The following is a 14,599-nucleotide window of genomic DNA, read 5'->3' as shown; positions in this document are numbered from 1 at the left end:
CTTTTAATTGTTAGTAAAAGATGTTTTGTCATGCCGAATTTATTTCGGCATCCATTTCAACTTGAGATGGTAGATTCCGACATACGTCGGAATGACAAGGGAATTTTTTAACTCATTTAATAATTTCAAACGATTGCTTGCGTGCATAAAATTTAAACTCTTTAATTTTCCCCGGAGCGTTTCCACTCCTGGATTGATATTGAAAACCGGAAATTACATACTCATTTCCCAAATCAATCGCGATAGCATGAGGATGTGGCGGCTTCGCGCTTCCCCATTGGGTGTGCCAGATAGTTTCAATGTCATCATCAAACGCGTTCTCCGCTCTCCCATCTTCCGCCTTCAGTTCTTCACTTTCAACGGCAAAGATTTTCCATCCCTCACGCGGAAGTGGTTTCCCTTTTTCATCCAGCACAAACAACTCGGCAATGGATGCGAACGGGTCATTCCGTAAAGACGAGAGCGATTGCAAACAAATATATCTCGCATGTGTCGGTTTGAAGTTTTTCGTTTGAAGTGAATCGCCGGGAACGAATTCTCCATAACTCACTATATTGGTTTCATCAAGTTTTAACATTCCCGGAACTCTCACGGAAAACGATGGCGCAAGTTCATCCTGTTTCAATTCATTAAGAACCGGCTCTTTCAAACCTTGAATGGAATGAAAATCGGATTGTTCCAAATCCAACACGGTGATTTCATTGTCGCCTTCTTTCAACCAAACGCCCGGCACATACAGCGTTTGCTGCGGACCAATGTACCAGAAGCGACCAAGATTATGTTCGTTCACCCAGACACAACCTTTGTTCCAGCCCCGCATATCGAGAAATGTATCGCCCACTTTCGGAAGTACAATTGTGCTTCGGTACAACACCGGCGCGCTTGACGCTTGTTGAAACTCAAACCTGACATTCGACACATCATCGAACGGCAACGAGAAGATTTCCCAATCCGTTAATTCATTTCCATTGAATGTCACCTGTTCGGTAATTCCATTTCGGTTGTCTGTCAGTTTGTTACCGTAGTTGATGCGTCCTCCGTTCTCGATAAGAATATCAAGCGTGGCTGAATATCCTTCGATGTTGATATCAATTTTACTTTGCTTGTGTCTTCTATCGAGCGATGCAATTTTTGTTCTGTCAAGAAAGACCGCCGCATAGTCGCGCAAATCCTTGATGACTAACTTTCCCTCGCCATGTTGTTTGATTTGTGTTCGATATAAAATATAACCGTACGACTGTCCGACATCCTCCATTGTCAAAATCTTTTTTGATGAAATTGCATTCGGAAGCGATTCAAACAGACTTGCAGATTTACTTAGTTCAGTTCTTGGAATTTCGATAATCGAATTTGGCGGAGGAACATCCGGCAATTTCGTCCCTTCCGGAAGATGCTTTGCTATGATTTCTCTGAGTTTGAAATACTTTGGCGTCGGTCTTCCCGCTTCATCGAGCGGAGCGTCGTAATCGTACGACGTCGGCTGAGGCTGGAACTTCCCACCGTAGTTCGCCCCGTTCATGAATCCAAAATTTGTTCCTCCATGAAACATGTAGAGCGAAACCGAGATACCATTGAGCAACAACGTATCAAATTTTCCGATGAACGATTCAACGGGAACGATGGATTTTTCTTCTCCCCAATGGTCGAGCCAGCCCGGATAAAACTCCGGCACGAAGAAGGGACCTTTGCCGCCATTATATTTTCTCACGGTATCTTTTACCGACTGCGGATTGTAATCTCCGTTGATTCCGGGAAGAACTTCGTTCACATATCCATTCTTGCACTGACTTGGTCCGTCGGCTGTGAATAACGGAACATCGAAACCTGCGCTGCGGATGTAATCTCGCATCTTCCCCATAAACTCTTTGTCATCTCCGTACGAGCCGTATTCGTTCTCCACCTGAACCATCAATACTGGTCCCCCTTTGGTAATTTGAAGCGAGCCGATTTCTTCACCGAATCGTTTCAGGTAGCGTTCGCTTGCCTGAAGAAACCGCGCATCCTTACTTCTAACAAGTACATCTTTATCTTTGAGAAGCCACGCGGGGTAACCGCCGAACTCCCACTCAGCGCAAGCGTACGGACCCGGACGTACAACTACCCACAAACCTTCTTCCTGTGCGATGCGAATAAACTCCGTGATATTTCTGTTCTCTGTTGTGAAATCAAATTCTCCCGGTTTCGGTTCGTGGTAATTCCAGAAAACATATGTCGTTATCGTGTTCAATCCCATTGCCCGCGCCATCTTCAAACGATGCCGCCAATACTCTTTCGGAATACGCGCATAGTGCATCTCGCCTGCAATCATTTGAAACGGTTTTCCATCGAGAAGAAAATCATTATCGCCCAGCGCAAATGAATGTTTCGCTGATTGAGCTAACCCAAACGAGGAACACCAAAAAATAAATGCAAGAAGAATAAACGATTTCACTTTCATAAGACTATTCCATTAGAGAGTTACTCAACAATAATTTCATCAACAAATAACCACGCCTTGTCCCCTCTTCCAATGTGCCAGTCGGGACACAGTCCAACATTCTTTGCATTCACACGGACGTAACGAACGTTGATACTTGGAAACTCCTGTTGCACTTCTTTCATACTTGGCTCTTCGTTTTTCTTTGCAACCGGTATTTCTGTTCTTCGCACTGTTTGAAAATTGACCGAGTCTGTTGACACAGAAATTTCGACCGATTGCGGATGAAAAATCCACGATTTGGTATTTTGAAGAAAGTTCACTGAAATGGATGAAATGGAAGTTACATCGCCCAAATCTATCACGGCTTCAAAATCATTCTGATGGTAGCCTTGCCAGTTTCCGTCGTTGAAAGCTATTCCGCCGCGAAGTCCGTTTGTTAATGTTTGGTCGTCGCCATATCGCTCATACGGATACGTGATGGTAACATTCTTGAACATTGCTTTATGGAAAAGTATTTTTCGCTCTGTGAACTTGCTGAGAAGTTCGGCATCAACAAATGTTCCTGCCTGAATTACGGAGGTTTGATTTACAATGAACGGCTCTTTGTAGATTGGTGAGCGCGCTGTCGGCTTTGTTCCATCAAGTGTGTACCGGATTTCTCCGTTAGCCATTTCCTTCGATAAGGAAACCGAAACCCGTTTCGTCAACGTATCTATCGTCGGTGCAATTGAAACAAGGTACGCTGTCGTTGCATAGTTGTATCCCGCCGCTTCGTACCGTTCAAACTGTTTTTCCAAACGTTGGGAGAAATCATTCCAATTGCGTGACTCTTTCGGCGACCAGAGAACTTCCGCCATCGCCGCCATGCGAGGAAGTGTCATATACTGTGCGTGTTTCAGAGTAGGAATATATTCTGTCCAGACATTTGCCTGTGCGCCGAGAACATGCTTTGCTTGTTCAGTTGTCAAACTTTCAGGCACCGGTTCAAACGAGTACACTTTACTAAGCGGAGTGAATCCTCCAATCGCAAGCGGTTCACTTTCACGCGGTCCCTGATAATAATCGAAATAACAATGCGAGCCGGGTGTCATCACAACATCATGATTTTGTCGCGCTGCCGTTATTCCGCCTTCTACTCCGCGCCACGACATCACTGTAGCGTCCGGTGCGAGTCCGCCTTCGAGAATTTCATCCCAGCCAATCATCCGGCGACCTTTTGACACAATAAACTTTTCAATTCGTTTGACGAGATAACTTTGAAGTTCCGATTCATCCTTCAGTCCTTCATCTTTCATTCTCTTTTGACATTTCGGACACGCCCGCCATTCTTTCTTATCCGCTTCATCGCCTCCGATATGGATGTACGTTCCGGGAAACAAGTCCATTACCTCCGTGAGAACATCTTGCAGAAAATAAAAAGTACTGTCGTTTCCCGCACAATAAATATCAGTGACGGGCCAAACGCCGCCGGGAGGAACCTTGAACGGTCCGCCCGTGCAGGAATATTGGGGATACGCGGCAAGTGCTGCTGTTGTATGCGCGGGCATTTCAATTTCAGGAACGATGGTGATGTTTCGTTCCGCCGCGTATTTCACAATCTTTTTGATTTCATTCTGAGTGTAATATCCGCCGTAGGTCGCTTGCTCGTTATCTTTCGGCGGGTCTCGGAAATCCCAGTTTTGATGTTCTCTGTCAACGCGCCACGCACCTATTTCCGTCAGCTTCGGATATTTTTTAATTTCGATTCGCCACCCTTGGTCATCAGTCAAATGCCAGTGAAACACATTGAACTTGTGCATCGCAAGCATGTCGAGATAGGTGTAGATAAATTTTCTCGGAAAGAAATGCCGACTGACATCGAGATGCATTCCGCGCCATTTGAAACGGGGAGTGTCAACGATTGACACACTTGGAATAAACCATTTCAGTATTCGTTTATTTATTGTGATACTTGTTGCTTGCGAAGCCAATTGTGACAAAGACTGGACGGCATAAAACAATCCTTTCGAATGATGTGATTGTATAATTACCGAGTCGAGGTGCACTGCAACCCTATATCCTTCTTCACCTAAAGATTGGTCGTTGACGAATTGTAGACGAATAAAATTTGATTTTCCTGTTTTATTGTTTTTGGCTATCCGTAAAGGTAATCTTGTTTTTTCACGTAGAAACCTGATTGAGCGAAAGAATTCATTGTTGGTTTGGGAATTTGCATCAGCGACAATAATCGTTCTTTTGTTGATTTCGAAATGTCCCTTATGGAATTCAATCTTTGCAGGTTGAGGTATAATGCTCGGAGGGAGATATTTTTTTATTTTGAGAGTTCTTGCATCTCCGGTATAATTCAAACAGAAAAAACAAAAGACAACTAAAAACGCGTAATACTTCATGACAAAAAATGCTTTTGTAAATACTCCTTCACAATCGGAATATCTGATTGGTTCGTCAAATCAATGACATGCTCGGCAAGCGGAATTGTCCATACGGATTTCGGCTGAGACTGTGCAAGCATCTTCACCGCAACGGGAAGTTCTTTCTCGTTGCGAACAGGATGCAGCGGAATCGTTTCGAGAAATGGAAGAATATCCTCATACGTCAAACGAAAAATATTCATACTCACGCCAATCCTTCCTGATGAATCTTCTGCTTGATTGATTTCCTCAGCGGTTGGCTTTTCAACTATGTCAGTGAGAAATCCTTGTTCATCTTTTTTGATGACGGCAAATCCGAGAATTCGTTCTTCATCGAACCGAAGCGCGGCGCGGTCATAATCAATGAGTGCGTTTGCGTGTGTCTCTTTTAACAGCAATTGCAACGCGTTCACAGAGTACAGATTGTCGCTGTTGCACACCGTGAATGATTGTTCCTTCCACTCCGGCTTTGAACGAAGAGCGGCAAGAAGCGCATCGGCGGTTCCGAGCGGCTTTGTTCTCCCCGTCGGAATTGTTTGAGTAGCATAGGAAATATCTAAAAGTGGAAATTGATTTTTGCCGTTCAAATCATAGTACCTTCTAATCGAATCATCACGTTCACCAACGACAATAACAACATGACGATAACCTGCCCGCTCAACGTAGTTCAATAAATAATCGAGAAACGGGCGAGTATTGTTCCCGACTCCAATCATTGCCTTCGATTTTTCAAGCGCATCCTTCAGCAATTGCGGCTCGATGCCGTTAGTGTTATCCGGCATTTTTTTCATACGTGAAGAAATCCCCCCGGCAAGGATGACAATGTTCGGCTCGTTCATTTCACGTTCTCGATTCGTGTTCCTTCATCAACCCGAATAATGTATGCTTTGCCTCCTACCCGTTCGATTGCTTCTGCGACTTGTTCTGTATTACTTGGCGCATAGACAAACATACAACCGCCGCCGCCGGAGCCATTGATTTTTCCTCCGAGAGCGCCTGCACTCAACGCGGCATCAAGCATCCTGTCAATTTTCTTTGTTGAGATTTTCAAAACATCGCGTAAGATAGTTTGATGACGATACAACAACGCTCCGAACGTTTGCTCATCAAGTTTTTTCTTTTGAAGAACGTTCAACGCCTCAATGGTTATATCTCGATTCTGAAGCGTCCCCGATAACAAGGTTTGGTCAGTCTTGTTGAGGCTCACGTTGTTTTGTTTCCATTCTTCAGTGGAAATCGTTTGAAGTGAAAAACCCGAATTGGATTGTTGCAACCGACCGACAATTTCCAACACATGATGTTTCACCCGTGCAAGAATTTTCATCGTCTCCTTCGGTTGTTGAGAATCTCCGAGGACGAACGCTCCGGGGTTTGCTGAAATCGGTTTGACAATCAAACGGGGAAAAAACGAGAGATGGAGAATCCCGCCGTACGCAGTCGTGACCTGGTCCATCATCCCTCCCGGTTCCTGAAACTCCAACACTTCGGATTGATATGCAAATTGGGCACATTGCCTTGCAGTCAACGATTTCTTCTGGTCGCTCATTCGTGCAAGAAATTTACTCCACGAGACGGTCAGCGCAGAAGAACTCGATGTTCCCGCCGCAATGGGAATTTCTCCACGTACGACACAATCAAAACCGTGCGAAAAACTAAATCCATTTCGACGAAGGACGTTCACTCCGCTTCTGAAATAATCCCGTCCGTTCCGGTAGCGCATCTGCTTGTCGAGTGTGAATCTGACACGGGATTTGATGTCCGGTAATTCTATTCTGACAGTGGAATCGTTTCGTTGTTTTCCTTCGATGGAGACGCGGAGAGAAATGGCGACGGCAATGACCGGCAATCCGAGATAATCCTGATGCTCGCCGAAGAGGCAAATTCTCCCGGGGGTTGAGACAGTGAGCGATGGTATGTGTTTGCTCATGCCTTATGAATCTGTTCGATATGATTCTCTGCCAATTTCATTGACCAAAATGGATTTCGTTCGGGAAGAATATATCTTTTCTCGGAGGTAAATCAAAGAAAGAAAATTGAAAAAACAATCGGCAATAATTCAAATCAACATTCTTCGAGTTTGTCGCTGAACGATTTCGAGGAACAAAAAAACTTGTTTTGTCAAATGACGTTCATGTCTGCCCAAGAGTGGTTTATTATGAAATCCACTTGTCGGGCAGAAACACATCTGCTTTGAATGAAATATCAATCTAAAGTGAGCTTTTCGAGGATTCGAGCAAAACTACAGGACAACCTCAAAAACAGGCTATTTTTGAGGTTTTTATAACTTAGGGAAGATTTCTAAGTACTTAGCAAAGATTTTTAAGTTCATAGAAAACATTTCTAAGTACTCAGAAAAAATTTCTAAGTGCTTTGGGAAAAAAGTTAGGTTCTGAGAAGCCATTCCAAAGTACTCAGAGAAGAATTCTAAGAACTTAGGGAAGAAAGTTAAGTTCTTCGAAAACGTTTCTAAGAGTTCAGAAAATATTTCTCAAGGCATAGAACGGTAGGGTAGTGGTAGTGTTTCTAAAACAGTGTCATATGAACATTGAAGAAGAAAACAGAATCCTGAACCCGTTCAGAAAAGAATCATGTTTCCTGATTTGTAAACATGTTGACCTTCTTCCCTTTAAGAAAAAAATATGAACACACCGTTATACACAGAAATAATGCAACTCAGCATGAATGAGCGGTTGCAATAAGTAAAAAACCAGTGGGATAGTTTTCAGGCACAGCCTGACGAACTACCGCTTCAATCGTTAGAACATCATCCTACGATATAATCTCATCATCCTCTAACAGAAGACAACCATCCTCTAACAGAAGATGGCCATTCTCTGACAGAAGACAGCCATCCTCTAACAGAAGACAGCCATCCTCTAACAGAAGACAGCCATCCTCTGACAGAAGACAGCCATCCTCTGACAGAAACTCATCATCCTCTAACAGAAGACAGCCATTCTCTGACAGAATTTTGCCATCCGAAGAACGTACCGAAGGAATTGTCAATCCAAAAACTAATACATTCCTGTTTCTGAGGACATATGATCGAACCAAGATTGATATGTGCCTTATTTTGGATTTGTAAATGTATGTTGACATTCTTACCTTAAAGAAAAAATATGAACACACCCTTATACACAGAAATAATGCAACTCAGCATGAATGAGCGGTTGCAATTAGTTGAAGACTTGTGGGATAGTATTCAGGCACAGCCTGACGAACTGCCGCTATCGGATGAACATCAGGCAATTGTCGAACAACGACTTCAAGATTTAGAAAAATCTCCTTCACAAACTATTTCCTGGGAAGAACTGAAAGTTCATGCATCGCGTTCATTGAAATGAGCAGAGTTGAATTTTGGAAAGAAGCCGCCGATGAATTTCTTGATGCTGTACGTTGGTATGAAGAACGAAGTGCGGGGCTTGGCAGGGAATTTCTTCGTTCTTTAGATATTTGCCTTTCCAACATCCGGCGTTACCCCAAACTCTATCCTGAAATTTATCGAACTGCAAGGAGAGCATTACTAAGAAAATTTCCGTATGCGCTCTATTACGTTATTCAGGAAGAAACAATTATTGTCATTGCAATCTTACACACAAGCCGACATCCAAAGTTGTTAAGAAAGCGAATGAGGTAATTTCTTGCCCGATTTTCATAAATAAAAAACGCGCAGTGAACATGGTTAGTTCGCTGTGCGTTTCAAAAAAGAGGGGGTCTGTTACTTGTTCCGCGTGTAGGTTATTTCACCAGTCATAAAATCATCCATCTTGCCATACAGAGTGAGAACTTTTTCGCTTTGTTCGAACGTTCCTTCCATCGTAAAAACGCACCGAAGGAATTGTCAATCCAAAAACTTTATACTCCTATTGATGTGTCATCATCAATTCGGAAAACATATCCGAACCAATTCTTGATTGCACATCAAAGCGTTATTGAATCTGAATCTGTTGCTCGTCCAATTCCATTTCGAAGATTGGCAACTCCGTGGCTAACTCCTCCGTACCCAATGCACGGAACAAATGTGGTCCGAACGGACGGAAGAGTAAACGGGATTTGACGTTCCAAAATCCTGTTGCATTCGCTTTGAATTTGTATGTTGCCTTGTGCGAACCGAACGGCGGAATTGTTTTATTGTACACGGAATCAAGTTCGACAAGAATTCCTGTTTCATGTCCGTCCTTGTACAGTGTCCCGTTGAACAACGCAAGGTCTTTGTCTTCGTTCGGGCGAAGCGCGCTGTTTTTGTCCATCAAATCTCCGTTCGCATCGAGATGGCCGGAGCGATATACTGTGTCTGTTCCTTTCCAGACCGTAACTTCAATCCACATCTGGCGATTGAAAAATACTGACGTCGGCAAGTTATGCCCGGTTTTATCATTGCAAATTGTAACATGGACAGAAACACTATCGGAGAGATTTGCCTGCGTCGGAACATCAAGTTTGAGTGAAGCGGAGTTCTTCATGAAGGAATCTACTTCCGCTTTTTGTTCCGCTCTGAATGGAAAATCTGTTATCGCTACATCGGCGCCGGCGAATGTGTGACGATGTAAATCGTTCCGAACGGGACCGCCGACAGCGGCTTGACCGGTATAAGTTTTCATGTGGCACTTCTGGCACTCGACCGACATCGCTCCCCACGCGCTGTTCTGCCATTCGGTGAACGTGATTTCGAACGGAACGCCATTGAGAATCAAATCATGACATTGCCTGCATGATTCCGAACGGTCGTATGCCGGTTCAAATCCGTTTTCGTGCGCGGCATTAGCAACCGGATTCGACAGTACACCATATTTTATATTGCCGGGTTGAATTGTGTATTCAATTTGTTGATTGGTTGTTTTGAACGGCGGACGAAGAATATGGCAAATGTCGCAGTTGATTCCCTCACGCACAAGCGGGTCTAACTCTGAAAATTCAAACGATGGTTTGTACGTATCAGTCAGCCAGCCGATAGGTGAATGACATTGGAAACATGCTTTCCCCAAACCGCCGTTGGTGTGTGCTTGCAGGGAATTATTTGCAAGCCGCCAAATCGGGTCGCTCGTCGAATAGCGATGCATCGAACCACTCCACTCATCATAGTATTGCGGATGACAGGTCGAGCATTGCAACGACGGAGTAAAATCCGTGAGTTTGTATTTCGGTGTTTGAGGAACCGGTACAATTGCCGGTTCGTCTTCTTTACAGGCGGCAATCAAAAGAACAAAAAGAAATGATAGGCACGTGAACCATTGTTTCATGGTGTTGTCCATCGTTGATTATTGAGTAACACAAAGCCCGGTCGGCATTTTCCCGACCTCAAGAACTTTGACGACTTGATTAAGAACTGCATCAATAACACAGACATTGCCGATGTTATCGTTCGCGTAGCGCGGCACATATCCGGGCGTTGCATTTTCGTTCGAGATGAAAATATATTTTCCGTTTGATGAAATATCACACCCGTGCGGGTAGTCGAAGTAGCGGGGCGAGTTTGCAGTGATTGTTTCCATCACATGCCGCATCGGGATATGAATGACAGAAACCGTATGCCCCTCACGATTGGTAACATAACACCAATTTCCGTCGGGCGTGAATTGCAAATGCCATGGTTGTTGTCCGACTTGGAACGAATCAACTAACGCGTACGTGTGTGCGTTAAACATTCTCACTTCATTATTATCCGAACAAGTTACCAACAAGTAATTATCATCGGGCGAGACAGCAACTTCCATCGGAGAGTATTTTACCGGTCCGAACGGGTTTGCATCAAAGGCAAGCGGGATTTCCGCAACGACTGAATCGGTGGCAACTTCAATAACTGAAAGATAATCCGACATCATGTTGGCAACGAACACTTTCGTACCATCATGGCTTATCCTGATTCCGTGAGGCATTGTCATAACATTTATTGTTCTCGTTTGTGTCATGGTAGAAGTGTTGACGACGGAAATTTTATTCGTGCTCGATGACATGAACTGAGAAACATACAACTTGCTTCCATCCGGGGTGAGAGCAAGTAACGCAGGCGCGCCAAGAACGCTTGCTTTCTTTACCAATGTATCCGCATGTGCATCAAATTTCCAGACTTGCCCCGCGTTAATGAGCGAGACATACCAGAAATGGTCATTCGCAACAATAAAATGCGGACCTTCCGCCGCCGATGAATTTCCAACAGAAATAAATCGTGTTACAACCAAACTATCCTGGTCTATGATGGCAACGTTATCTTCCTGTTGATTCGGGACATACACTTTCTTCATCGAGTGTGCAAACGGAATAGCGCCGTCATCGTTCTTCGCACCTTCGGTAATCCATCGCTTCAGGAAATTACTTTCTGCCTGAGATAACGGAGAAGAAATTGCAGGATGTTGCCGACGCAACGTTGTTCCATCGAATAAATATGTGAGCAAACTTTTCTCCGCACGAAACGGGACGATAACATTTCCGAAAGTTGAGCCTTTGATAAGCCGTTGCCAACTTGATAAGGAAAGTCCGGCTGAACTTGTGGAATTATCATGACAACCGGAAGTTGCACACCGGTTCTGCAAAATCGGCTGAACGTGCTGTGAGTAGGAAATCGTCACGATAGAATCATAGTCAGGCGTAACGATTTGTTCATCCTCCCGACATGATTGAACAACAACCAACACAACAACAAGGTGAAGAAAAAATAAAATTCGTTTCACGAAAGTTCTTTCAATGATATTCAATAATTTGACAATGATTAATAACAGATTTATAAAATGATAAACATCTCAGAGAACCTGTACATACATTCTAAGAAAAAGTTGTGTAGGAAAGAAAACTATAGCATGTATTCTACGCTGAGGTCTTCCGACTGAGAACAGGTACACGCATATTCTGTCTGAATATGCTCGCGCATTTGCCTGCACGATTTACTGCAGTCGCGTAATCCTCGAAATACATCCGACGATTCCCATACTTCCCGAAAATCGAAATCGGTTATTCGTAAATCACCCGCATTTGCACTGAGGCCACTACATAACTGCACCTTCCCGTCCGCGCTAATGTATGCAAATCGTTTACCCGCAAGACAAAGATGCCGCCACTGAAATCCTTTTTCTTTGTCAAGAGGCGAATTGCTTTCGAATGATAACTCATTAAACCCGACATATCCGTATTGCACACATTGCGGTGAAAAATACATGTTGTCGGGACTGAACCGTTTTATCTTGGCAATGGCTTCAAGATATTCTTCAATTTGTTCTTCCGTATAATCGTTTTGTTTTCCTTTGGGTTGATTGTCCCGATTGAAATTCAGGTGACAATATAAGCCGCGTGCCGCGCGGCGAAAAGCATAATCATGCTCGAACGCCAACTCTCGAACTACGGGGCGATCAATCGTTGTTGCTAAATGAATTTCATACCCTGCACTTTTCAAGAGGCGAATGCACCGTTCGAGCGTATAGAACTCGGTCGTCCGCCGAAACCGCGTATCCATATCTTCAATGATGCAACCATCAATTGAAATACGAAAGACCCGAGGTCCAAACTCTGCATATTGACGAAGTAATTCCTGTGTAATATCTTCCGGAGGAGTTTCAAGAATCATTTTCAATCCAAGCCCTTGCCCGAACTCGACAATCGAAAAAATATCTTCCCTCTTGAGAAGATGCGACCCTGTAAAAACGATGATAGGTTTTGCCATCCGCGCGATACTTTCGAGCGTCTGCATACATTCTTCCGTATTCAGCGTTTTAACTTTTGTTTGAAAGATTCCGCTCGCGACGCTCCCGTTTTTACTCTGTTCAAGTTCCCACATAATTAAGCGTGGACGAAAATCTTCTTGCTCTACTTCGTATCGGAAATTCATTGCGTTCCCTATTGATAACTATTGATGAATTGATGATTGCTGTTGAGATTGTATTTCACATGCTTCTTCCAACATGGCAAAGGCGTCTGTTCCGTACCTTCGATGCCGAAATCAGTCAGACACGTTCCGCACCCGTCACCCTCGAAACAACCGGATACCCTCCGGGTGTCACTCGCATACCAATAATGTTGAAGTTTGCTCATCAAACTTTGTTTGCTTGTTTTGATTCTAAAGAACAAATCAGTAATTGTGAAATCCATTCCTGCTACTACGTCGGAAAAGACGTCAGTAACCTTTCTCAAAGTGGCAAGCATTATGCCAATAGAAACTGGCTCATGGTGTTGATTTTCAATCAAGATTGAAGTAAATCCATGCTTTTACACATTTTCTTCTCACAGATGACATTCCCTTCTCATGGATGAAAGAAATAGTCAGGTTGAGGTAATACATTGTTGATACTCCTCAGGCGTATTTACATTTCTTAATGATTGCTCAAACCGAATCCCCTCCTGAACAGATAACACAACTTTTCTTGAATTTCGCGTCTGTAAAAAGTCCATCACTGAAAACTGTTTTTCCTGTAGCCGTTCTTCTATACTTTGCATGGTTGATTTTTTATAGAAGCCACACAGCGGGTGAACAAATGAACCAAGAGAAGGAACAAGCACGTCTTCATCTGAAATTTTTTGAAGAAGAAAATAAATGAATTCAGATTGAATCAGCGGCGTGTCACACGAAACAATAAATACTCTTTCAGTAGGAGCATGAAGTAGCGCAGAATGAATACCACCAAGTGGACCACAATCTTTGTACATATCGGGAACAACAGGAAGTTGGAGAAATTCGAAACGCGAAGATTCATCGGCAACGAGAAAAACATTTCCGAATATTTCGGTGAGTGTGTTTGCAATTCGTTCGATAAATGGAATGCCATGTAAATGAAGGAGAGCCTTCTCTTTTCCCATGCGAGTACTTTTTCCTCCTGCCAGAATTGCCCCGCTGATGTCTGTTCGTCGCTTCACTAAAAGAAGAACATCAAACTCGCACCGATACCGGAGAAGTTGAACATCGGTCGTTTTACAACCGAATAAATTTTCCGCTGAAACTCTGCTTTGTTTTCCTGAGAGAGTATATCTTTGTAAGAACCGTCAATCGTGTAGAGATATTTTACTTCTACCTGCATTGCATTATTGGCAGTAAGCGGAATATACACTCCCGCCATTGCATGACCGCCTGCAAGACCGACTAACGCAGACGCATCGCCGCGAACACTGGTATCCACCCGAATCAAGGAAACAGATAATTTTTCTATGCCGCCATATCCTTCAACTCCGATTCCCAAAAAGGGTGTGATAGTTTCATGAGGATTTCCTCCGGTGAATCGGGCAACTACTGACGCCTGAAGATTGATCGCCCAAAATCCCACGTCGCCGGAATTAAATTGCCATGATGTATCCTGGAGAATCGGTACTCCTTCTCCACCAACCACTCCTCCCGTTAAGCGCAAACCAAACATCTCCCACAACCACTGAGTTCTGCCGATATGAATTCCGAAAATTCCATCGTACACATTGTTCATTTCTTCTTTTTGAAATCGTTGGTAACTTAACAACAGTCCCCACTTTGCATACGTTGAATCACCAATTGGTCGTGGTTCAATTGCAGTAAGTTGTGCCGATGCCTTCGTTAACGGAAACAAGAAGCCGGAAATGAAAAGCAGAAAAAACCAGACTGACCGCTTAGTATATTTCATGTGATTGTTCTGTAGTGAAGATGAACTTGTCTATCGCCGGTAAATCTATTAAAAGCTGTAGTGAAAAACAATTCCGGTAAAAAATACAGATGACTTGCTTCCGAGTGGTATAAAAAAATGCGCTCCGAATTTCCAAGAAACAAATTTCCGAAACGAACCGGTATGACCCTAAAGTGACTCAAAAAGAATATGATATTTAT

The 14,599-nt window shown here is 43.6% G+C and carries 12 protein-coding genes; 2 read left to right on the top strand and 10 right to left on the bottom strand.

Annotated features, from left to right (window positions below; genetic code table 11):
- Positions 1-112: 112 nt before the first annotated feature.
- Genes HY960_10070 through HY960_10055 form a run of 4 tightly spaced genes read right to left on the bottom strand, consistent with a single transcriptional unit; the run spans position 113 to position 6,757 of the window.
- Positions 113-2,437, bottom strand: a complete 2,325-nt coding sequence (locus HY960_10070; GenBank protein ID MBI5216085.1) for a beta-galactosidase — start codon at positions 2,435-2,437, stop codon at positions 113-115.
- A gap of 20 nt (positions 2,438-2,457) precedes the next feature.
- A complete protein-coding gene (locus tag HY960_10065; protein MBI5216084.1) occupies positions 2,458-4,809 on the bottom strand; it encodes a family 20 glycosylhydrolase in 2,352 nt (783 codons plus the stop codon).
- Entirely contained in the window at positions 4,806-5,669 is an 864-nt protein-coding gene (locus tag HY960_10060) for an NTP transferase domain-containing protein (GenBank protein MBI5216083.1), read from the bottom strand. The genes HY960_10065 and HY960_10060 overlap by 4 nt, the downstream gene beginning before the upstream one ends.
- Entirely contained in the window at positions 5,666-6,757 is a 1,092-nt protein-coding gene (locus HY960_10055) for a GHMP kinase (GenBank protein ID MBI5216082.1), read from the bottom strand. The genes HY960_10060 and HY960_10055 overlap by 4 nt, the downstream gene beginning before the upstream one ends.
- Positions 6,758-7,949: 1,192 nt before the next feature.
- Between HY960_10055 and HY960_10050 the strand changes: the two genes are divergently transcribed.
- The gene (locus tag HY960_10050; protein ID MBI5216081.1) at positions 7,950-8,174 is read left to right on the top strand and encodes an addiction module protein; all 225 of its coding nucleotides are present in this window, start codon (positions 7,950-7,952) and stop codon (positions 8,172-8,174) included.
- A complete protein-coding gene (locus HY960_10045; GenBank protein ID MBI5216080.1) occupies positions 8,171-8,467 on the top strand; it encodes a type II toxin-antitoxin system RelE/ParE family toxin in 297 nt (98 codons plus the stop codon). Before HY960_10050 ends, HY960_10045 begins: the two co-directional genes overlap by 4 nt.
- A 292-nt stretch (positions 8,468-8,759) precedes the next feature.
- On the opposite strand, the gene HY960_10040 is transcribed toward HY960_10045, so the two are convergent.
- The 6 genes from HY960_10040 to HY960_10015 all read right to left on the bottom strand — a co-directional run bounded on the left by HY960_10040 (position 8,760) and on the right by HY960_10015 (position 14,399).
- Positions 8,760-10,070: a hypothetical protein gene (locus HY960_10040; protein MBI5216079.1), complete on the bottom strand. Its 1,311-nt coding sequence runs from the start codon at positions 10,068-10,070 to the stop codon at positions 8,760-8,762.
- Positions 10,071-10,088: 18 nt separating this feature from the next.
- Positions 10,089-11,498, bottom strand: coding sequence for a YncE family protein (locus tag HY960_10035; GenBank protein MBI5216078.1), 1,410 nt, complete (start codon positions 11,496-11,498; stop codon positions 10,089-10,091).
- A 119-nt stretch (positions 11,499-11,617) separates the two neighbouring features.
- Positions 11,618-12,646, bottom strand: coding sequence for a hypothetical protein (locus HY960_10030; GenBank protein MBI5216077.1), 1,029 nt, complete (start codon positions 12,644-12,646; stop codon positions 11,618-11,620).
- An 8-nt stretch (positions 12,647-12,654) separates the two neighbouring features.
- Positions 12,655-12,906 carry a hypothetical protein gene (locus tag HY960_10025; GenBank protein ID MBI5216076.1) on the bottom strand — a complete coding sequence of 84 codons (252 nt, stop codon included), beginning with the start codon at positions 12,904-12,906 and terminating at the stop codon, positions 12,655-12,657.
- Between the two features lie 171 nt (positions 12,907-13,077).
- Entirely contained in the window at positions 13,078-13,668 is a 591-nt protein-coding gene (locus HY960_10020; GenBank protein MBI5216075.1) for a molybdenum cofactor guanylyltransferase, read from the bottom strand.
- Positions 13,668-14,399, bottom strand: coding sequence for a hypothetical protein (locus HY960_10015; GenBank protein ID MBI5216074.1), 732 nt, complete (start codon positions 14,397-14,399; stop codon positions 13,668-13,670). The genes HY960_10020 and HY960_10015 overlap by 1 nt, the downstream gene beginning before the upstream one ends.
- Positions 14,400-14,599: the final 200 nt, after the last annotated feature.

The sequence above is a fragment of the Ignavibacteriota bacterium genome, from assembly GCA_016212665.1.
In the GTDB taxonomy this organism is placed as follows: Bacteria; Bacteroidota; Ignavibacteria; order UBA10030; family SZUA-254; genus FW602-bin19.
The sequence above is the reverse complement of the archived record's forward strand: the minus strand, read 5'-3'. Positions and strand labels throughout refer to the sequence as shown.